At 41.0% G+C, this 22,184-nt stretch carries 19 protein-coding genes; 13 read left to right on the forward strand and 6 right to left on the reverse strand.

Annotated features, from left to right (window positions below):
* Positions 1–579, forward strand: coding sequence for a YceI family protein (locus tag IT970_RS06780; protein ID WP_036968973.1), 579 nt, complete (start codon positions 1–3; stop codon positions 577–579).
* Between the two features lie 21 nt (positions 580–600).
* On the opposite strand, the gene IT970_RS06785 is transcribed toward IT970_RS06780, so the two are convergent.
* Complete coding sequence (locus tag IT970_RS06785; protein WP_118844203.1) at positions 601–1,464, reverse strand: TIGR02285 family protein; 864 nt, start codon at positions 1,462–1,464, stop codon at positions 601–603.
* A 629-nt stretch (positions 1,465–2,093) separates the two neighbouring features.
* Here IT970_RS06785 and IT970_RS06790 point away from each other — a divergent pair.
* From IT970_RS06790 to icd, 6 genes are all read left to right on the forward strand, one after another.
* Positions 2,094–2,666 (forward strand): dienelactone hydrolase family protein, encoded by a 573-nt coding sequence (locus IT970_RS06790; protein ID WP_118844204.1) that lies wholly within the window; start codon positions 2,094–2,096, stop codon positions 2,664–2,666.
* Between the two features lie 47 nt (positions 2,667–2,713).
* Positions 2,714–3,655, forward strand: coding sequence for an acetoacetate decarboxylase (locus tag IT970_RS06795; RefSeq protein WP_143474478.1), 942 nt, complete (start codon positions 2,714–2,716; stop codon positions 3,653–3,655).
* 9 nt (positions 3,656–3,664) lie between these two features.
* Entirely contained in the window at positions 3,665–5,893 is a 2,229-nt protein-coding gene (locus IT970_RS06800; protein ID WP_196857699.1) for an NAD(P)-binding protein, read from the forward strand.
* A gap of 143 nt (positions 5,894–6,036) precedes the next feature.
* The gene (locus IT970_RS06805; protein WP_118844207.1) at positions 6,037–8,301 is read left to right on the forward strand and encodes a TonB-dependent receptor; all 2,265 of its coding nucleotides are present in this window, start codon (positions 6,037–6,039) and stop codon (positions 8,299–8,301) included.
* 35 nt (positions 8,302–8,336) lie between these two features.
* Positions 8,337–11,018 (forward strand): 7TM diverse intracellular signaling domain-containing protein, encoded by a 2,682-nt coding sequence (locus IT970_RS06810; RefSeq protein WP_065979816.1) that lies wholly within the window; start codon positions 8,337–8,339, stop codon positions 11,016–11,018.
* 109 nt (positions 11,019–11,127) lie between these two features.
* Positions 11,128–12,390, forward strand: coding sequence for an NADP-dependent isocitrate dehydrogenase (gene icd, locus IT970_RS06815; RefSeq protein ID WP_196857782.1), 1,263 nt, complete (start codon positions 11,128–11,130; stop codon positions 12,388–12,390).
* An 8-nt stretch (positions 12,391–12,398) separates the two neighbouring features.
* On the opposite strand, the gene IT970_RS06820 is transcribed toward icd, so the two are convergent.
* Positions 12,399–12,842 (reverse strand): hypothetical protein, encoded by a 444-nt coding sequence (locus tag IT970_RS06820; RefSeq protein ID WP_196857700.1) that lies wholly within the window; start codon positions 12,840–12,842, stop codon positions 12,399–12,401.
* Positions 12,843–12,952: 110 nt separating this feature from the next.
* The gene (locus IT970_RS06825) at positions 12,953–13,900 is read right to left on the reverse strand and encodes a LysR family transcriptional regulator (RefSeq protein ID WP_036968959.1); all 948 of its coding nucleotides are present in this window, start codon (positions 13,898–13,900) and stop codon (positions 12,953–12,955) included.
* Positions 13,901–14,005: 105 nt separating this feature from the next.
* On the opposite strand from IT970_RS06825, the gene aceK reads away from it, so the two are divergent.
* The 4 genes from aceK (at position 14,006) to IT970_RS06845 (ending at position 17,570) form a co-directional block, all read left to right on the forward strand.
* The gene (gene aceK / locus IT970_RS06830) at positions 14,006–15,814 is read left to right on the forward strand and encodes a bifunctional isocitrate dehydrogenase kinase/phosphatase (protein WP_196857701.1); all 1,809 of its coding nucleotides are present in this window, start codon (positions 14,006–14,008) and stop codon (positions 15,812–15,814) included.
* Between the two features lie 77 nt (positions 15,815–15,891).
* Positions 15,892–16,284: a hypothetical protein gene (locus IT970_RS06835; protein ID WP_036968957.1), complete on the forward strand. Its 393-nt coding sequence runs from the start codon at positions 15,892–15,894 to the stop codon at positions 16,282–16,284.
* Between the two features lie 8 nt (positions 16,285–16,292).
* Complete coding sequence (locus IT970_RS06840; protein ID WP_036968955.1) at positions 16,293–17,255, forward strand: zinc-binding dehydrogenase; 963 nt, start codon at positions 16,293–16,295, stop codon at positions 17,253–17,255.
* A 54-nt stretch (positions 17,256–17,309) separates the two neighbouring features.
* Positions 17,310–17,570 (forward strand): DUF2999 family protein, encoded by a 261-nt coding sequence (locus IT970_RS06845; RefSeq protein WP_036968953.1) that lies wholly within the window; start codon positions 17,310–17,312, stop codon positions 17,568–17,570.
* Positions 17,571–17,620: 50 nt separating this feature from the next.
* Here IT970_RS06845 and IT970_RS06850 read toward each other — a convergent pair whose 3' ends face one another.
* Positions 17,621–17,827 carry a helix-turn-helix transcriptional regulator gene (locus IT970_RS06850; RefSeq protein ID WP_196857702.1) on the reverse strand — a complete coding sequence of 69 codons (207 nt, stop codon included), beginning with the start codon at positions 17,825–17,827 and terminating at the stop codon, positions 17,621–17,623.
* Entirely contained in the window at positions 17,827–18,285 is a 459-nt protein-coding gene (locus tag IT970_RS06855) for a hypothetical protein (protein ID WP_036968948.1), read from the reverse strand. The genes IT970_RS06850 and IT970_RS06855 overlap by 1 nt, the downstream gene beginning before the upstream one ends.
* A gap of 184 nt (positions 18,286–18,469) precedes the next feature.
* Between IT970_RS06855 and lepB the strand changes: the two genes are divergently transcribed.
* Together lepB and IT970_RS06865 are read left to right on the forward strand one after the other, a co-directional pair.
* Positions 18,470–19,129 carry a signal peptidase I gene (gene lepB / locus IT970_RS06860; protein WP_196857703.1) on the forward strand — a complete coding sequence of 220 codons (660 nt, stop codon included), beginning with the start codon at positions 18,470–18,472 and terminating at the stop codon, positions 19,127–19,129.
* 109 nt (positions 19,130–19,238) lie between these two features.
* The gene (locus tag IT970_RS06865) at positions 19,239–20,054 is read left to right on the forward strand and encodes a hypothetical protein (protein ID WP_196857704.1); all 816 of its coding nucleotides are present in this window, start codon (positions 19,239–19,241) and stop codon (positions 20,052–20,054) included.
* A 63-nt stretch (positions 20,055–20,117) separates the two neighbouring features.
* On the opposite strand, the gene metG is transcribed toward IT970_RS06865, so the two are convergent.
* A complete protein-coding gene (gene metG / locus IT970_RS06870) occupies positions 20,118–22,142 on the reverse strand; it encodes a methionine--tRNA ligase (RefSeq protein ID WP_196857705.1) in 2,025 nt (674 codons plus the stop codon).
* Between the last annotated feature and the right edge of the window lie 42 nt (positions 22,143–22,184).

The following is a 22,184-nucleotide window of genomic DNA, read 5'->3' on the forward strand; positions in this document are numbered from 1 at the left end:
ATGAAAAAATTATTATTAAGCACAGCACTAAGCGCTGCACTTTTATCTACTGCGAATGCAAATGCCGCAGACTATGTGATTGATACAGACGGTGCTCACGCATTTGTTACATTTAAAATCAAACATTTAGGCTATAGCTGGTTACACGGTCGTTTTAATACGTTTTCAGGTGATTTTAGTTACGATGACAAAGCACCGGATGCATCAAAGATCAATGTCACTATTGACACAAAAAGTATCGATTCGAACCATGCTGAACGTGATAAGCACTTACGTGGTAAAGACTTCTTAAATGTAGATAAATACCCTACAGCGACGTTTAAAAGCACATCAATCAAGTTTGATGAAGAAGGCGATGAAGCCGATGTAACTGGTGAGTTTACACTTAACGGTGTAACAAAAACGATTACTTTTGAAATTGATAAAATTGGCGAAGGTAAAGATCCATGGGGTGGTTACCGTGTTGGCTTTGAAGGTGAAACAAGCTTAAAACTGGCTGATTATGGTATTGATTACAACTTAGGCCCAGCATCAACTCATGTTGATATTGGCCTGTTTATCGAAGGTATTCGTAAGTAACGACTACACGAAACGTGCCGCTTAATGAGCGGCACTTTCATTTCTATCTCTTAACCTTTTTTCTAAGATTGGTTTTAAGTTATCTGGCAACCATCGTACTAAGATATCTTCAAAATTTTGTGTATGCGCTATTTCCTCCAGCGCTTTATCTAACAAGGTAATCATTGCATGGCCTTGTTCATTGTTTGTGCAGCCAATATAACCAACACTTAATTTAGGCGCTTCAGAGAGTGTTAGTTGGGTTAATTCATTCTCGAATCCCATCGAGTGCGCCAAATAATAATGCTCACTTGGGTATCCTAATAAAATATCAATGCGCTTTTTGTGTAGCATATAAGTTAAGCTTGCAAGGGTATCGCGGCCTGGTCTTGAGATAATATTTGCATCATGGCTTGAGTTAATTACGTTATCTATATTACTGCCAAATGAGCGGCTCATTGATACACCTAATGCAAGGTGTTTGTCGTTAAGTAATGACTTTAGTGATACCGGCTTAGAGGGATCTAAATTAAGTTTTTCAATTAGCTCTTTACGAATCGCAATGGAGGGTGACAAACCTACAGTGGACGTGTGTGTTGTAAATGCAATGTGTTGTTTGCGATGTTCGCTTTGATATAGAGACAACATGCAGTAATTATTGTGTGGATTTGATAGCTCATGAATGGCACGACTAGCAGGCAATAAAGTGCGTGTGAAAGTGTAATCGGGTAGAGCATTTTTAAGCAGTTTAATGACACTTTCGTCACGTCCCATACCTTCGTAACGGTCATTCATTATGTAGTAGGGGGCAAAATCAACTACGATCCATTCAATCGTTTTAGATTGATTAGTTGCATTTGCAAAAGGGCACAAAAAAAATAGTAAAAAAAACCATGCCAAACGCATTTTCACTACCTATTCGTAGGTTAAAAATATAAGTGTAGCAGGAATTTAGATAAGCGTACGAAAGTTAAAAACTAAAACGCCAGCGTGGTATGCTGGCGCTTTTTCGGTTTGGGTTTAGTTGGCCTTTAACCATTTTACAAATTGGCGTGCATCGCTCGCCTTTTGGAAGATGGCATTCTTTAGGCCTTGCGTGTCGCTAAAAATTACACGCTGTTTGTTAACCGAAATTGATTGCACTGGATGTGCTATTTGGATCAAAGATCCATTGTATTTGTATGACATAATAAAACTCACTCTTTCTTTTTGTCAGTGTTCTGTAGAGCTTTGTAAGGGAACTTATAATACAGACTGACATTTGTTGTCTTGCCTACAGTGTTGACTATATTTGTGACAGTTTGGTGATAATTTTAAAATTCATCAAAATGTCATTGAGTCACACAGGTGCAAGTATTTATACGAATATGCGGGAATTACTGGATCAAGGTAAGGGGTTAACCGCGAGGTTTATAAAAACCAGACGAGTAGACTACTGCAATAAATATTTAAACGCAAGTATTATTTTTCTGGATGTTTATTTGAAACACGCGTATTCTTTACGGGCACAATAATAACAACACAGAAGTACATAAATGAACTACCTTTTGGTGTCAGATATATTCGGAAATACAGCACATTTATCACAGCTTGCGCAGCAGCTTAGTGGCAAAGTCAGTTTGTGTGAACCTTATTTAGGAGAAATACAAACACCGGTTTCTGAGCACGTTCAATATCAACACTTTTTGAATCAGTGTGGTCACGACACCTATCTTGAGCGAGTCTACATTAAAATGGCCGCTGTTAAGCGACCAACTACGATCATTGCCTTTAGTGCGGGGGCATCAGCAGTTTGGCGAGCGCAAGCAGAATTACAAAACCCCTACATAAAGAAAATTATTGCATTTTACCCATCACAAGTTAGAAATCACCTTGATTTATCGGCGACAGTGCCTTGTCAGTTTATTTTTGCGCACAGTGAAGCACATTTTGATATTGCACCAGTGGTGGCTACACTCAGAGATAAACCGAATGTCAGCTGTGAAGTATCACAGTATGCCCATGGTTTTATGAACCCGTTATCTGATAATTTTGATCATGCTGGTTACCAAGCATATATAGAGCAACTTTTCACCAAAAAATGCAATGAACAACTTGTAACGAACTAGTAAAACTAGTCTATAGTCATGAGTAAACAACAATTTAGTTAATGACTATGACTAACCCATATAAATACTGCCACTTTTTATCAAACCCCGTTGCTAAGCCGCCATGCCGCATGATTAACGCGGCAATGTATGGTTTTTTCGTGTCTGCTTGTGAGCAAAAAATGCAGCAATATGTCGATGCGACACTCAATACAGTTGCAAATGATTCTGTGTCATTCAATGTGTTAGGCAGTGTGTGTTTACTCACGTTTACTGATATTGAAAAAATATCGTCTCTGACCCCTCCGTTTTCTGAACAGGGCTGGATGCAAGAAACCGACATTATTATTTGGTTACCTGTTTCTAAAGTGGTTAATGGTGATATTGCCCACCTGTATTGGTATCCCGCCTTCATTAGTGTGAATAATATTTATGCGCTAATAAATGGGCGTGAGGTATGGGGTTACAACAAATATTTATGTGACTATGACATGCCCACACCGGCGAACAAAACATCACGTTTTTCAATTTCATTGCCGTGTTTTGATGTGTTCTCGGCTAATTCAAAGCTTGCAATGCATGAACTATTATCAATTGAACAAGACAATATCAACACATCAGAAAACTTATTAGATAACCTTGCTCTTTTTTCGAAGCGAGTGGCTGATTTTTTTGATGATGAAGTTAAAGGCGTAGATTTTTCATTAATCAAGCAACTGTTTGAGGGGTTTATTCACCCGCAAATGGATCAAATATTGTTTAAGCAATTCCCAGATGGAGAGGGTACAAGTGCCGTTTATCGCTCTGTTGTGCATTCTCCATCAGTGATAAAAAAAATTCACCAACTTAAGTTGTTAACTAATAATTTTACCCTTGATGTGAAGTCAGTAGCGAGTTTTCCGTTGCACGATATGTTTGGTATTCAATTAGGAAGCCAAGCGGTACATTTGCCTTTTTACATCAATATGGACTTTGATCAACTTGGCGCAAGCCAGGTTTTACCTGCGTAAAGGATGACCATGAGCAAAGAAAAAATCACAATCGTAGGGGGTGGCGTTGCTGCAATGACTGCCGCGGTGTATTTAACCGAGCAAGAAGATTGGCAGCAACATCGCGAAATAACCGTTTATCAACAAGGATGGCGCTTAGGAGGCAAAGGCGCAAGTGGTCGCAATCAGCACTTTGGTCAACGTATTGAAGAGCATGGCTTGCATGTGTGGTTTGGTGCTTATGTAAATAGCTTTCGCACTTTGCAAGGGGTCTACAATAATTTGGACAGGCCAGCGAGTTCACCGCTTGCAACTTGGCAACAGGCGTTTAAGCCGCATAGTTTTATTGCATTACAAGAGTTTATCGATAACGAGTGGCAAACATGGCCGATAGATTTCCCAACCGTTGCGGGTAATCCAGCAGATGGAAGCTTGGATATTACAGTGTGGGATTTTGTTACGATGACACTGGCTTGGCTGAAAAAATGGACCGAAGACATTGAAGATGTCTGTGAGCAACACGCAAAAACCACATTAGTTACTAAAAAGCCACGAGATCAGTTTTTACTAAAGCACCTCTATCAGCAAATAAAAGCGAATATTGATACTCAGGTTACCTCGGCAAAACAGTTTATTGATGACATTGAATCGGATGCGGCCGAGATTATCTCCACTCCTCGCTCTTTACTTACGCACTTACAACAGTTTACCGCACAGCAAACAACCCACACAGACAAGCAAGCTGATCGTTTAGTGATTTGGTATATCGTTCGCAAATTAAAGCGTTGGTTTAAAGAGCAAGTAATAGAGTTACTGGATGATAATGCACAACTGCGCAGGCTATATATTTGTGCCGATCTGGCTATTGCGATGCTGACAGGTCTGATAAAAGATAAAGTTTATCGCGATGGTTTTGGGGTAATTAATTGTTATGATTTTCGTCAATGGCTCGAAAAAAATGGTGCAAATAGAGCCTATAGCGTTAATTCTGCTCCTGTACGAGGTTTTTATGACTTGGTGTTTGCATACCCCAATGGCGACTTTAACAAGCCTAATGTTGAGGCCGGTGTTGCAGCACTTGCCATGCTAAGAATTGGCCTTTGTTATAAAGGGGGAGTGATGTGGAAAATGCAAGCAGGCATGGGAGATGTCATTTTTGCTCCTATTTATGAGCTACTCAAAAAACGCGGTGTAAAATTTAAATTTTTCCACCAGCTTACACAATTAACGCCGGGTCAAGATTCTCATGGGCAAGCTGTGGTATCGCATATTGAACTGCGTCAGCAGGTCAGCTTAAATTCGGGTGAATATGCGCCGCTTATCAATGTAAAGCAGCTGCCTTGTTGGCCAAGTGAGCCGCTCTTAGACCAAATAAACCCGCTACAAGCGCATTTGTTGCAAGAATATCAGGTTAATTTAGAGTCGTTCTGGAGTGACTGGCCAGAAGTATATGAAGCGCATTTTAAGCAGCCACTTCCAAGTCTTACGTTAGTGCATGGAGTTGATTTTGATACCCTAATATTGGGGGTATCTGTTGCTTCGCTTGAGCATGTGGCGGCAGATTTACTTAGCGACGATAATGCCCTTGCTTTACAAGCAAGTAAGGTGAAGAGTGTTGCGACACAAGCTTGCCAAGTTTGGTTGAATAAAACTGATCAACAACTCGGCTTTACCGATACCAATTCGGCTCAAGAAGGGCCTATATTAAGTGGTTTTGTTGAACCCTTCGATACATGGGCTGCAATGAGCAATCTCGTTGACAAAGAGGCGTGGCCAGACAGTGATCCGCCCGTTAATATTGCCTACTTTTGTAGCGCTTTTACGTGTGAGCATTATCCACCCGCTACGGCACATCATTTTCCTGAGCAAATGAAAGCTGAGGTTAAACAAAATATGCAGTATTTATTCAGCATTGATATGCAAGCATTGTGGCCGCACGCTTATACCAATAATAAGTTTGACTGGCAGGTGTTTTACCAAGATCCACACAGTATTTTGCCTGTTTTAGAGCAACAGTATTGGCGGGTAAATATTGATCCCAGTGAGCGTTATGTACTCTCTGTTACAGGGTCGAGCAAATTTAGATTAGCGACTGATGGCAGCCACTATAAAAACTTACGCCTTACTGGCGATTGGATAAAAACAGGCGTTAATGCTGGCTGTGTTGAAGCGGCGGTGATGGCTGGCATGCAAACGTCACGCTCACTCTGCGGCTTTCCAAGTCAAATTAGCGGCGAACACGCTTTTGAAAAAGGGTAATGTTTAGTCAACAGCGACTTTAATGTGGCATAAAAGCCGTTAACCCTCTGCTTTTTATGCGACTTTACAGCGTTGTTTGGTCTATACTTACTGGAAATTACAATAATTTAACATACGTCCCTCTTTTTAAGGTCTAAAAACGAATGAAACGTCCTTATCAATTCAATCCTAAACTCACTATGCTTGCGAGTAGCTGCTTAGCGGCATGTGTCATGGGTAATGCCTCAGCGCAAAATACAGAGGCTGAAAAGGACATGGAAGTTATTAGTGTCTATGCACAGAAGCGTCCACAATCAATTCAAGACGTCAGTGTTGCGGTAAGCCAAGTGAATGGCGAACTTTTAAAAACGCAGCATTTTAAAGATTCAACCGAAATAGGGTTATTTGCACCGAACGTGAAAATAACGCAAAACGCGGCCGAGGGCACACCTCCCGCCGTCAGTATTCGGGGAATTGGCTTACTTGATTACAATACTGCGAATACATCGCCTGTAGCTATGTACCTTGATGGCGTGGCGGTTGGTTCGGCAAATAACCAAATTATTAACCTGTATGACGTAGAGCATGTTGATATTTTGCGTGGCCCGCAAGGCACGTTATTTGGTCGAAACTCAACCGGTGGGGCAATTTTAATCCGCACAAATAGGCCTGAGTTTGAGCAAGCAGGGTCGTTAACACTGGGTATTGCCAACAATAACGCCAGTAGCTTAGAGGGGATGTGGAACCAACCGCTGGGCGATGAAACGGCGATGCGGTTAGCATTCAATTATCAAGATTATGACTATTCGACACAAAATAATTTTTCTGCATCACCGACCGCGGGCATGGAGCAAAAAAATGCACGGCTGTCACTGTTAAGTCAATGGGATAACGTAGAGCTTTACCTGCAAGCACATATTGAAGATTGGGATGGCATTTCGCAGCCAGTGGGGAGTATCGGTATTATAGCAAACCCATTAACGGGTGAATTATGTTCACCAGCCGATGCGGGTTCAACACGGTGCTTTGATAGCTTTGGGTTTAACGATGGGAGTGACGACTTTTTTACTGTGAGTGTTAATAATGACTCACCGCATAAATCAGACGGCTATGGCTTTATCGGCGAATTAAATTGGCAGTCGAGTGATAACACAACGGTGACCTCCGTAAGTAGTTTTAATAATTTAGAGCGAAGCCATGCATTTAATTGCGATGGCTCACCTGCTAGGTTGTGCGAAGGAGTGTTAGGTTTAGACACCCATTTATTCAGTCAAGAGTTTAGGGTCCTTAATGAATTTACTCATTACACGCTGACCAGTGGGGTGTATTTTGCTGATGAAACGATTAAGCAAGATAACATCAATGATATTTTACGCGACTTTCGTGGTATTTTGCCTGCAGATTTAACGGCCACATTTTATTACGATAATCATATCGATACACAAAACGTAGCGCTATTTAGCCAAATTGAAGTGCCATTAGCCACGCGTTGGTTGCTCACTGCAGGTCTACGTTACGATTATGAATCACTTGAATACAGCTCTACATCAACCTTAAATGTGGTAGTCAACCCAAATGATTTAGCAGGGGTTTTAGTGCCATTTTACACGGTTTCTGATAAGCAATCCGATAATGGCATTACCGGTCAGTTTGCTCTCAATTATACGTATTCTGACACAGCGAACCTGTATTATCGTTTTGCTAATGGCAGCAAAAGTGGCGGGTATAATGGCGGCTTTTTATCATCTGAAGAACAAGCAATCTTAGCTGATTACGGCAAGGAGCGTTTAAATGCCCATGAGGTTGGCCTGAAAACGTATTGGCCGGAACAACGGTTACGAATGAGCTGGGCTGCGTTTTATTATGATTATAATGACCAGCAAGTGTTTATGAATCAAGCCTCTGAAACACCGCAAATGCCGCCAGTTCAATTGCTTGAAAATGTAGCCGACTCTATAATTTATGGTCTCGAAAGTGAAATAAATTATCAGCCCACCCAACAACTCGCTATGCAGTTATCAGTGGGCTATATTCCACATGCTGAGTACGAAGAGTATGTCGATCCATTGGGTAATAGTATCACCGATAATCAATTACCTTTTACTTCAAAATGGAATGTATCGGCAGGGTTGCAGTATGATACGCGGTTAATGAATAACCCGTTTTCAGCCAATGTGATGGTTGACTATCAGTCAGCATTTTACTTTGATCAAAATATGAACCCGTACGCCCGTCAAGAAAGCTACAGCCTTGTTAATGCACACTTTAAATATGATGTAGATAACTGGTCGTTTATATTATGGGGAAAAAATCTATTTGATACAGAGTACAGTCAGTTAAAATTCGATTTGAGTTCATTTCTGGGTATGTTAGAAGACTTTAAAGGAGAAGGGCGACGTTATGGCTTTGATGTGGCTTTTCAATTTTGATGATTTATGACTTTTGTTTATTAGGGGCGCTGTGAATGCGGTTAAAGCTATTCTTAGGCAGTTTGCTTTTTCTATTTTATTCAACGTATTCAGTGTGCGCCGAACAAGCGTTTATATATACAGACGCATCTTTTGAGCAGAACCTACATGATGTCGGGCAAATATTAGCTGCGAGAGACAATCGATTTCCTCAATCTGCGGCTGATATTAAACGCTGGCGTGCCTCAAAAAGGCCACAATCACGTATCAGTTCGATTGGGGGCGGTTACTGGTTGATTGTCGATATAGAAAATCAAAGTGATATCGAAGACCTTGTCCTGTACCCCTACAATACCTTGGTTTCAAAAATAGAAAGTCGGATTTATGACCTAACCGATGTTTCTCAACCTGTACGAAGTTTTGTGACAGGTGGCGTCGAAAAAAACCAATTTGCATTTCACTATGGAAACCGCCTAAACCTTGAAAAAGGCAAGCGCTATACGTTGATCACACATTTTGAAAGCGATTATTTTTATACTCCTGCAAAGTTAGTGTTAACGCCGTATCAAGATTATTTCGAAATTATCACGCTCGAAAATGTAATCATCATGCTGTGTTTTGGGGTCGGTATAGCGCTTGGTTTGTATAACCTGTTAATTTATTTAGTGTCTAAAGACGTCACGCATTTATATTATGCTTTATTCACCGCTTCGTGGGTGTTCGCATGGAGTCATTTCTTTCATATTTCGGATCAATTGTTTGGGTATTACAACCCGCACTTACATTGGCTAGGTTTTGCACTCACGCCACTGACCAACATTTTATTTTACAATAATCTCCTTAAGTTAAAGGAAACGTTTCCGAAATTATCGCAGCTGTCTCTGACTGTCGGGGTTATCGCAACATTGGGGATCCCATTTTGTGTTGTGTGGCCTAGCTTTGGTTTTTATTGGTCAACATTAGTAACGGGTGTCGCTTTGTGTTTAGGCTTGTATATCGGTGTACGTTGTATGTTGATTGGCTTCAAACCTGCACGTTATTTTGTACTGGCCTATGTTGCCATGATGGTGCCTAACATGGTGGGTAATCTTACAAACTTAGGATTATTGCCTGCCACGTCGATGAATTTATATTTATTAGGACTGATTGGCACCGCGATGGATGCCATGCTACTTGCGTTTGCTGTCGCTGATAAATTTAGGTTGTTGCATGAGGATAATGTTGAGCTTAATAAAAATCTCGAGCAAAAAGTACAGTTAAGAACACTTGAACTTGAAGAATTAGCCGATGAATTACGAGACGCAAATGAAGCTAAAAGTCGCTTCTTAGCCAATATTAGCCACGAAATACGCACACCCATGACGTCGATTATTGGCTATGCTGATGGCATTATGCTTGGTGATATTAAGCCTCATGAACGAAATCATGGCATCGGTGTCATTTTACAAAATAGTCGCCATGTACTCGGCCTTATTAATGATATTTTGGATATGTCGAAAATAGAGGCGAATAAGCTTGAAATTGATCTCATTGAAACCGATTTATTTGCCACGATAGCGAATATTGAATCACTTATTGGTAAGCAAATACGTGATAAAGGCTTAAAATTTAGCGTTGATTATCAATTCCCTCTGCCTGATTACATCGTGACCGATCCTAGCCGATTAAGGCAAATATTATTAAATTTGACGACCAATGCACTAAAATTTACTCAGGTTGGGCGAATAACGCTTACGGTGAGTTGTGAGAATAATACCTTAGCGATCAGTGTGAAAGACACCGGTATTGGCATGACAGATTCTGAACAAAAGTCGTTATTCAGTGCCTTTTACCAAGCGGATTCGAGTATTTCTCGTCAGTATGGTGGCACAGGTTTGGGTCTTAATATTTCTAAAAGTTTAGCGCTAAAACTGGATGGTGATATCAGTGTAAAAAGTTACGTTGGCTCAGGTAGTGAGTTTACTTTAACAATCGCTGTGTACACAACAGACAATACGCGTTGGCTCAATGATATGAGTGAAGTTAGATTAGTCGAAACCTCTCCGTTTAGTAAACTTGATGCGCCAGAAAATTTAAAAGGTCGGGTGTTACTCGCTGAAGATCACCCTGACAACAGACGTTTATTTGCACGTATTTTAGAGCGTATGGGGCTAACAGTCACAACGGTTGAAAATGGTAAAGATGCCGTGCAGCAAACGCTTGAGAACACATTTGACTTAATATTACTTGATATTCAAATGCCAATTATGGATGGTCAAGAAGCACTGAAAATGATGCATGCGACGGGGATCTCGGTGCCCATTATTGCTTTAACCGCGAACACGATGAAGCATGAGGTAGAGCGTTACATGAACCAAGGTTTCACCGATTTAATTGCAAAGCCCATAGACCGTAATGCATTTAGTCATAAAATTGCCAGTTACCTAGACTGCGATGAGTTGGCTGATATAAAGCTACCTGAACACGAATTCCAACTGCTTAAGGATGACTATATCAAAGGACTTAAAAATCAATATGCCGATATGCGTAAGCAATATAAAAAAATGGATATCGAAGGCTTAAGTCGAAATGTGCACATGTTAAAGGGCGCAGCCAACATGTTTGAGTGTGAGACGCTTTATATCAAAGCACTTGCTGTTGATAGTGCATTAAAAAATGACACCGTAACGCTAGACACGCAGTTGTTTGCCTCGCTATTTAAGGCCATGGAAGACGAAATAGACAAAGTGTGTCATTAATGATTTGAATAATGGGTATTTCCATACATACGCAGACAGTGCAGACAAATCTTGGTATTAATAGATACTCACAAAGCATATTCAACCGACTAGTTGCTAAAACGTTATGATGCAGTATCAACATATTTCAGTGCCAGAGCAGGGTGAACAAATCACCATCGATAAAAATGGCCAGTGGTGTATTCCTGACAATCCAGTAATCGCTTACATTGAAGGGGATGGTGTTGGGCAAGATATTAGCCCCGTTATGCGAAGTATCGTTGATTCTGCTATTGAGGCAGCTTATCAGGGAGAGCGTCGGATTCACTGGATGGAAGTGTTTAACGGTGAAAAAGCGGCCGCACTCTACGACGGAGATTGGTTTCCACAAGAAACACTCCATGCCGTAAGGCAGTTTAAAATTGCCATAAAAGGTCCGCTAACCACTCCTTTGGGTGGGGGCTTTCGTTCTTTGAACGTCGCACTTCGCCATGAAATGGATTTATTCGTTAATATGCGGCCTATCCGCAGTTATCCGCATTTACCCTCACCATTAAAAGAGCCTGAAAAAACCCACATAACCGTTATTCGCGACAGTTCAGAAGATGTTTACTCGGGTATTGAATGGCAAGCTGGCAGTATTGACAACGAGCGAATGCTCGACTTTTTATGTCAAGAAATGGGGGTGACACGATTACGTTTTGATACCCAGTGTGGGCTTGGCATTAAAAATAGTTCAAAAGAAGCGGCCGAGCGTTTGATGCGATATGCACTCAATTATGCACTAAAACAACAAAGTAAATCTTTAACTGTGGTGCATAAAGGGAATGTATTAAAGTTTACAGAAGGGGCGTTTAAACGCTGGGCCTTTGCGGTTGCAGAGCAAGAGTTTAATGCTGTTGCCCATGAGAATGGCCGTTGGTTGCTAATAAAGCGTGACAATCAGGACGATTTTGTCATTAAAGAAGTGATTGCCGATAATATGCTTCAGCAGGCGTTGCTTACACCAGAACAATTTGATGTAATCGTAACCACCAATCAAAATGGTGATTATTTGGCCGATATGTTGACTGCACAAGTCGGTGGCGTTGGTATAATGCCAGCAGCAAATTTAAATAATGAGGTCGCTTTTTTTGAGCCAACACATGGCACTTTTAACCGGATAGCGGGTGAAAACACGGCGAACCCAAGCAGTAGTATTTTAAGTGCGGTAATGATGCTGCGTTTTATGGGGTGGCAGGAGGCTGCACAAAAAGTGGAATCAGCTCTGGAAGAAACATTATTGGCAAAAGAGCTTACCTTTGATTTGGCTGACTATGTCACCGGTGCGACGATGCTTAATTGCAGTGATTTTGCAAAAAACATCATCGCTCGAATAAGTAACTCAAAGTAATGCGCATATTAAGCAGCGTGTGCGCTATTAATGGCGTAGACGCATGGTTTACCTGTCAGTGCTGCGGCACGTTGGTAAATGTGCTTTGCACCAGGCTCGTCGCTTGTAATACCTGTTAGCGTATCCATAAGAGCAACCACTAAAATAGCCGGTACTTGGCAGCAATACTCATCAAGTACAGCGGTCGTCGTTTGAGCATCTACATGACAATGTGGATGAGTGCGTACAGAGCTGTAGGCAGTTAACAGTGTTTCTGTTGGTAAAACATCATCTGCTTGGTGTTTCGTTTTACGACACTGACACCCAAATTCATCAACCAGTATTGCAAGAATCTGGTATATCTCGTCACACGCAATTTCGCTTTTTTTACAAAGTTGCTGTTCAATAAAAGTGTGTAATTGACCATTAATGTAAAGGCCGTCTTGTTGAGTGAATTGTGCTGAAGTTTCCATATCAAGTTCTCTTTGTTTATGTGCTTAACTTCACTCTAGCCTGTCACTCATTATTAATGAAATTGTTGTTTTCAATAACTGATATTGATTTTATCAATATTGTTAATTTGTTATCTGTCGGCCACTGTATTTGCAAAAGCTAATAGTTCTCGACGCAGCCATTGGTGCGGGTTTGCATGGTGTAATAATGGGCTCCACAGCATTTTTACTTCAATGGGAACAATTTGAAATGGCACTGGACTTATGACTAAATCGGTGTGTTTTGCGAGCAACATCGCTTGACGTCGAGGCAGCGTGGCTATCAATTTAGGCGATTGGCAGAGCAAGCTTGCGACCATGTAATGGCGAGTGAATACACGAATATTACGCGTTTGTTCGAGCTGCCATAATGCTTCATCTACCCAGCCTAATTTTTGACTTCCGGATTTATTAGTCACCGCTGCTTCAACCCCCCAGCCAGCCCGATTTACCCAAATATGCTCTTGTGCAAGGTAGTTCTCAAGCGTTTGCTGTTGTAGATAAGGATTGTCAGGGTGACTTAAGCAGCAATAGTTATCGCGCCAGACACTGGCTTGGTGAAATGAACGGGGTAAACCATTAAAGCGGTTTATAGCTAAATCGATTGTGCCCTTTTCCATATCGTGTAAGTTGACGTCGCTTGGACTCAAAATATCAAAATTAAGGCCGGGGCTTTTCGCCAGTTGTTGGGTGATAAAAGGGGCTATTAAGGTTGATTCTAGATAATCATTTGCCATGATCCGAAACGTTATATTTGCAGTGCTTGGGTCAAACAGTTCACTTGGTTGCGTGATTTCTTCGGCCATTTTTAGCAGTGCTTCAATTTCAGGCTTGAGACTCAGCGCTTTGGCTGTGGGTGTCATTGTGCCAGCGGCTCGAACGAGCAAGGGATCGTCAAATAAATCACGTAACCGTTTTAATGCATTGCTCATCGCAGGCTGCGTTAAGGCAAGTTTATTGGCTGCTTTTGATACATTTTGCTCATCTATCAGTACATTTAAATACACCAATAGATTTAGGTCGACATGCCTAATATTCATCTGATCAATCTTATTTATTATCTTTATTAATTACCTAAATTAAAGCGTGCTTGCTATTGTGTGTAAACACGGCAACTAAAATAATCAGCATAAGTGATATCAATAATGCCTCAACACGATGCAATTTTTCGTAAAAAAACAGAGTCGGAACAACTAAAGAATATTATTGCCACGAAACTAGCCCGCGCTGTGTATGCAGGGTTTGAGGCCATGTTTGCAGAGTTTTTGAATATCACTTTAGGGGCACAAAGTCGGTTTGAACAACGTCAATGGCATCAAGTGCAAACAGCAATGAAGTTACGGTTACAGGTTTACGAAGGCCAAGTAAAAAAAGTAAGTGAAGCTGTAAAGATCATAGCTTACAGCGAAGTTAACGATCCTGCTCTGTGGTTATTAGCAAAACAAATTTATGCAGAAATGGTGAAAAATCACGAAAACCAGCCCATTGCACATACGTTTTTCAACTCGACATTTGGGGCTATTTGGGACTCACGTAAAATCCGTAATGTTCATTTGTTTGTTTTAAAGGCACGGTACCGCTTAGGGCCTCGTCCGTTTGATTCTCTGGTAAGTCGGATCTCGTTACAAAGTGGTTTTGAAAATGCGATAAAAACCCTTGTGAGTCGTCATGTATTTCGCTCCGATTATGCACATTTCACTGATGATATTGACATGTTGCAGCGTACTTTAATCGCAGGAGCAAAAAAACAGTGCCCACAGGTTTATGAGCTGTTAGCACTGAATGATGGGTATATCGAATACGCTAATTCATTATTTTTTAGAAATAAAGCGTGTTACATCATTGGGCGATGCATTGCTAAAAATGGTGATAATATGCCGTTTGCCATAGCCTTACTAAATAGTGAAAAAGGGCTGCACATTGATGCTGTCATGATGGGCGCCGATCAACTTAGTCTGCTATTTGGGTTTGCGCGAACCTACTTTATGGTCGACACCGACCAACCTGCGCGTTACGTTGATTACCTCAGCGTGCTGATGCCCCATAAGCAACGTTTTGAGTTATTTAACGCGATAGGATTTATCAAGCATGCCAAAACCGAGTTTTATCGCTATAAAGTTGATACCACTAAAAATAGCCCTCCTGATGATAAATACATTATTGCCCCAGGTACGCCTGGCATGGTGATGTTGGTATTTACGACACCTGGCTCTGATTATGTGTACAAAGTGATTAAAGATAAATTTAGCGCACCAAAAACCGCCACTAAACAACATGTCATGGCGAAATACGACTTTGTAAAGCAAGCCGATCGCGTGGGGCGCTTGGTTGATACCCATGAATTTCGTTATTTAGCGTTTGATTTAAGTCGATTTAGTGAAGAATTACTCACTACGATGAAGCGCCAAATTGGCGACAGTTTAATTATATCGGGTAATGCGCTTATTTTGCGTCATGTGTATGTTGAACGGAAAATGACACCGCTTAATTTATATATTAATCAGTGTGATGAACGAAAACTTGAACTTGTTATGATTGATTATGGTAAAGCTATCAAAGAGCTGGCAGGTGCAAATATCTTTCCAGGCGATATGTTGATGAAGAACTTTGGTGTGACCCGCTGGGGAAGAGTGGTGTTTTATGATTACGATGAAATTTGCCCGATGACGGCGTGTCAATTTCGAGAGTTACCAAAAAGTGCTGACTCGTTAGAAGAGTTAAGCAGCGAGAGTTACTTTGATATTGCTGAAAACGATGTGTTTCCGAGCCAATTCAAGGTATTTTTCAGTGCAAATAAAACGGCATTTTCATTTTTTAATGCTGTGCATCACGACATTTTCAGTGTTGCTATGTGGCAGCGACTGCAAGCGGCTATTAATGAGGGACAATTATTGGATGTGTATCCGTATAAACAATCGTGGCGATTTAGTGAAATGAGAGCAAAACAGGGGTGAAAAAATCTCAACCACGTAGTCCTTCATCGGGATCCGGTATTGGCGTATGCTAATACGAACAATTAAGGGAGTACACTATGCTAAAAATATTCGGCATTTCAAGTTTGTTGCTAGCCTCATTCGCGAATGCGAACCCGTTGGTGGGGAGTTGGCAGTTTGTTGAAGGAAAGTATGCGACAAAGGAAGGGTATGTTACGGCAAAAGCACCCGAATTAACCTCGGTAAAGCTAATTACCGATACTCATTTTAGTTATATTACGCAGAAAAATGGCAATTTTCATTATGCGGGTGGCGGCAAATATGTTTTGCAAGACCAGCAATTTATCGAGACTTTTTCTTATGGTAATGTGCCTTCATTACAAGGTAAAACCATGGCATTTGATTACAAAGTAGACGGTGATTTATGGCATCATACTTTATATGAAAATGGTAAATTGGTGGAAGCTGAAATCTGGCAGCGAATTAAATAGAAGGTGTTATGCGTTATATTAAGCACGAAAATTCACAGTTAACGTTTGCAGAAATTGAAAAGCCGAATATTAAACACGATGAGGTACTGATTAAGGTCGCCGCAATAGGCGTTAATCGTGCTGACTGTTTACAAAGGCAAGATAAATACCCACCTCCTAAAGGCGACAGTGAGATTTTAGGTCTAGAGTGTGCTGGCACTGTCGTCGCACAAGGGGAAAACGTTGAGGTTGATTGGCTTAATAAACCCGTTTTTACTTTGTGTGCCGGAGGCGCATACAGTGAGTATGTTGCGGTAGATGCAGCACAGGTGATGCCGCTTGCTGACTCAATGAGTATGGCTGAAGGGGCTGCGGTAAGTGAAGTTTATCTCACGGCATTTTCGGCGTTATTTCAATTTGGCAAGCTTGAAGCTGGGCAAACCGCACTTATACACGCTGGTGCAAGTGGTGTAGGTGGTGCCGCTATTCAAATGGCAAAAGCTATTGGGGCTCAGGTAGTCATTACTGCGGGGAGCGATGAAAAATGCGCGCATGCAAAAAAGTTGGGTGCCGATCACTGTATAAATTATAAAACCACCGACTTTGTGGAGTATATGAAGACACATCAGTTACAAGCAAATACAATTGTCGACCCCGTTGCTGGGCATTATTTAAATAAAAATGCTGCTGTTGCTGCAATGGATTGCCAAATTGTGATGTTGGCATTTTTAGATGCGCGCTTTGCTGAGGTTGATTTCGCACGTTTGCTGAGTAAACGTATTTCATTTCATGCTTCTACACTTAGAAACCGCTCTATTGCTTTTAAACGTGAACTAAAAGCACAGTTTATAGCTCGCTTTTATGGCGAACTTGCTGCGGGTAAATTTGACTTTAATATATATAAAACCCTGCATTGGCAGGATGCAACTGAGGCTCACCGCATTTTAGATAATAATGAAAATTCGGGTAAAGTGGTGCTACTGGTTGAATAACGAAAAACTGCCCACATTATTGAGCTTATTAGCAGTAAATTAATCAAGGTTAGTATGAACCCAATTATCGCAATGCTGAAAGAGCATAACGTGAGTGACGAAAAAGTACGTGAGCTTTTTCAAGCATTTATGGAAAACCCAATGATGGCTATGGGCTTAGTTCAGCAACTCGGGATCCCGCCCGAAAAACTTCAACAACTGATGGCGTTGGTTATGACACAACCGCATTTAATAAAAGAAGCGGCTGAGTCAGTAGGTATCAGTAATGACGAAGTTGAACAAGCGAAAGCACAGTTTAAAAATCAACAGTCTTAAATAGAATAAAAAAGGTTAGCTGCATGCTAACCTTTTTTATTGCAAGCGTGCTATTGATAAGAAAAAACGTCATCGAGTTTCTTATCAAACAATTGAGCAATCTTAAAAGCCACTTCAAGTGAAGGGGAATATTTGCCTTTTTCAATGGCGACAATTGTTTGCCTTGAAACACCGACGGCTTCGGCCAGAGCTTGCTGCGTCATTTCATCGTGATGAAATCGTAATTCTCGAATAGTATTACTGAGCTGTTTTTTCATTAGCTGTCTCTTCGATAGAAATACACCTTACTGGCTGTCGTGATAATCTCACTGATCAAAAAGCCTATAATGAGGTAGTGCATTATATTATATAAATCTGAAACTTCAGGTAATAACATGCGACCAGATACACGCTCTATCTGAGTGGCTAAAAATACACACATTAAAATAATTGCTGAAGTTAACCAATGGCCAAGCTTAGCGCTTTTAAGTTCAATGAGTTTATCGCGCTCATCATCACCTAAATCTGCTTCTTTGTGCTTAATGCCTGCAAGCACTGATTGCATAATAATTTCGAGTATCACCGCAGTAATTACGACCTTATATAAGTAAGAAACCATTGTATCTTGGCTTAGGTTTCCGTTTGTTTGTAATGAGTTAATACCAGTAAGGTAATAAATTAACAAACCAATAGTCACTCCCAACGTGCCCCAAATTGTCAGTTCTTTGTAGCTCATCTTTTATCATCCAGTGTAAAAAATATTTGACTTGGTGTTAAGTAAACTACTCATTGCTGGTTGTGTCAAATATTTTTAACACCATGTATGATATTTTTATCTTTGAAGTATTTCGTTACATTTAGCTAAGAACTAATTTGAACGGCAAAGACTCTTAATGAAACTAACAACAGAAGGAACGAATATGAATTGGCTTGCTAACGTATGGAAAAATAACCGTTCATTGATTGTATTCATCTGCTTAATGAGTGTATTTAGGAGTGCTGTTGCCGATTGGTATGAAGTACCCACAGGGTCTATGAAGCCGACAATTGTTGAGGGAGACCGTATTTTAACCGATAAAATGGCCTATGATTTACGGTTACCATTTAGTCATATCTCACTGGCGCGCCTTGATGAGCCAAAAGCGGGCGATATCATTGTATTTGATTCAACTGCTGCTAATAACCGCTTAGTTAAACGTGTGATTGCAGTGCCGGGTGATACGGTTAAGTTAGTTGATAATAAATTGATTATTAATGGTCAAGCACTTGATTACTCGCTAGTGGATGATGAAGCAGGGCAGCAAACGTATTTAGAAAATCTTGCGGGTATTAAACATGCAATTCAGGTGTCGAAGACCCCCTCTGTGATGCAGCATTTTGCGCCAGTGGTTATCCCTGCAGATATGTATTTAGCGATGGGAGATAACCGTGATAACAGTGCAGACTCGCGTGTAATCGGTTTAGTGCCGCGTAGTGAGCTGTTAGGAAAAGCAGAAAGGGTGCTGGTGTCGCTTGATTATGATGATCATTACTTACCCCGCAAAGAGCGGTTTCTTAAAGATTTATATTTAGCACCCTGAAGATGAAATAGTTAAGTGTGAGTAAGCGTCAGATAATAATTGGCTATTTATCGTTTTGTGTCTCAATATTGACTACATGAAAAAGATACGTCTAAATAAGGAATAATCAATGACGGACAGCAAACGATTTAAGCCTTTTATTGTTTACTTTTTATTGATGAGTTTTGTTGGGTTAGTTGCATGTGGTTCGAGTTCAAAGACTGAAAACCCAATCGCAACCGAGCCTGACAGCTCACTTCCTAATAATAGCACCGACATTGTTGATAATAGCGCAAGTGCTGATTATAACATTATCATTTATGGCAATAGTCATAGCGCAAAACTTGCGACCTTGCTTGAGCAGTTAATTTCGAGTGAGTTAAGTAATAGTCAGGTTGCGACCCTCACGGTGAGTGGCCGTTTTTTGGATGAAATAGTGAATTCACCCGGGAATATCGAAAAGCTAAAACAAAACAAGTGGAGTCATGCGATTTTTCAAGGGCAAAAGTATTCTCAATCGGGATCTGTAAATTATTCTACGGCAGAAACCGAGCGTCTAATTGCGAATGCAAAAGTGCTGGGAATCACGCCAATTCTATTCCCTGAACACCCACAAAGGGGGGATAGCAAAGAAGGTGAAGCGGTTTATAAGTTACATTTATCCATTAGTGATAAAGAAACGAGCTGTGTTGCGCCCATCGGTTTAGTGTGGGACAACGCGATAGCAAGATTACCAGAAGTGAATCTATACCATAGTGACGGTAATCATGCCTCGAATGCTGGGCATTTGCTAACTGCGATGACCTTTTATGAAATTATTACCGGAGAACTTGCCGATACGCTTTCTTACAGCGCCTCTTTCCCTATTACTGAGCAACAGCACCAAGTATTTGGCCAAATTATTACCCAAGTATTAACCGAACACCCCGCGTGCCCAACAACATAAATGCCGAATATAAAAAAACCGTTGTGTTTGCACACAACGGTTTTTTTACAATAAGGTTTTACCTTACATGACACGCATGCCTGGCTCTGAACCCTCATCAGGGTTAAGAATATAGATTTCTTTGCCGCCAGGGCCTGCTGCTAACACCATGCCTTCAGACATACCAAAACGCATCTTACGTGGTTTAAGGTTCGCTACCATAACGGTCAGCTTGCCTTCGATGTCTTCAGGCGCATACGCAGATTTAATACCGGCGAATACCTGGCGAGTTTCGCCACCTAAATCTAACGTCAATTTTAATAACTTATCAGCACCTTCAACGTGTTCTGCTTTTGCAATTTTCGCTACACGTAAATCAACTTTAGCAAAATCATCAAATTCGATTTCAGGGCTGATTGGCTCTTTCGCTAATGGGCTATTAGGATCAATCTTGTCTTTTTCAGCGACGAGGCTTTCTTTTGATTCTTCAATCATTTTATTTACTTTATCCATTTCAACGCGTTGCATTAACGGTTTAAATTTATTAATAGCATGACCCACTAGTGCTGTTTGCACACCTTGCCATGTTAATGCGTCATTTAAAAAGGCTTCAACATTGGCAGCCATTCCTGGTAAAACAGGCTTTAAGTAGGTGATAAGCACACGGAACATATTGAGACCAAGTGAGCACACGTCATGCGCTTCTTGTTGTTTTGCTTCGTCTTTAATTAACACCCAAGGAGCTTTAGCATCAATAAATTGGTTGGCTTTGTCTGCAAGCGCCATAATTTCACGAATAGCACGGCTATAGTCACGATTCTCGTAATGATTAGTAATGCTGTCTGATGCCGCTTGGAATTCACTTAGTAACGCTTCATCCATCACTGTGTCGCTTAGTTTCCCGTCAAATTTCTTGGTGATGAAACTAGCACAACGGCTTGCAATATTGACCACTTTACCAACCAGATCTGAATTTACACGCAGGGCAAAATCTTCAAGGTTTAAATCTAAATCAGTAATACCGTTGTTAAGTTTTGCCGCGTAATAGTAGCGTAGATATTCAGGGTCTAAATTATCTAGATAAGTACGTGCCTTTACAAAAGTGCCTTTAGATTTAGACATTTTTGCGCCATTTACGGTGACAAAGCCGTGAGCGAATACATTCGTTGGTTTTCTGAAGTTTGCCCCTTCTAACATGGCAGGCCAGAATAAACTGTGGAAGTAAATGATGTCTTTACCGATAAAGTGGTAAAGTTCGGCTTCTGAGTCTTCACGCCAGAACGCATCAAAGTCGATGCCTTTCTTGTCACATAGGTTCTTAAAGCTGGCCATGTAACCGATGGGTGCATCTAGCCATACGTAGAAGTATTTACCTGGAGCACCTGGGATTTCAAAGCCAAAGTAAGGTGCATCACGACTGATATCCCACTGCTGCAGGCCATCTGCAAACCATTCGTCTAACTTGTTAGCCATTTCTTGTTGGATAGTGCCAGAGTGTAACCACTCTTTTAGCATGTCTTCAAAGGCTGGCAAGTCAAAGAAGTAGTGCTCAGAGTCTTTTAACACAGGCTCCGCACCCGACATGACAGAACGTGGATTGATAAGTTCAGTTGGGCTGTATGTTGCACCGCATGCGTCACAGCTATCACCGTTTTGATCTTCAGACTTACACGTTGGGCAAGTACCTGTTACAAAACGGTCAGGTAAGAAAATGCCTTTTTCTGGATCAAAAAGCTGAGAAATAGTGTGCTTCTTAATGTGGCCCGCATCATTTAAGCGGTTATAAATAAGCTCGCTTAACTGCTTGTTTTCTTCGCTGTGGGTACTGTGATAGTTATCAAATTCTATGTTGAAATCAGCAAAGTCGCGTTGGCGTTCTACACTGACATTTTTAACCATTTCCTCTGGCGTGATCCCTTGTTTTTGCGCATTAAGCATAATGGGGGTGCCGTGAGCATCATCTGCGCACACGTAATAGGTCTCATGACCTTGTTGCTTTTGAAAACGCGCCCAAATATCAGTTTGGATGTATTCTAATAAATGACCTAAGTGAGTCGGGCCATTGGCATAAGGTAATGCGCTAGTAATCAGGATCTTTCGCTGTGCCATAATCATTCCGAATTGAGGATAGTTCGTTGCAAAAATGCATGA

It is taken from the genome of Pseudoalteromonas sp. A41-2 (genome assembly GCF_015767615.1).
GTDB lineage: Bacteria > Pseudomonadota > Gammaproteobacteria > Enterobacterales > Alteromonadaceae > Pseudoalteromonas > Pseudoalteromonas lipolytica.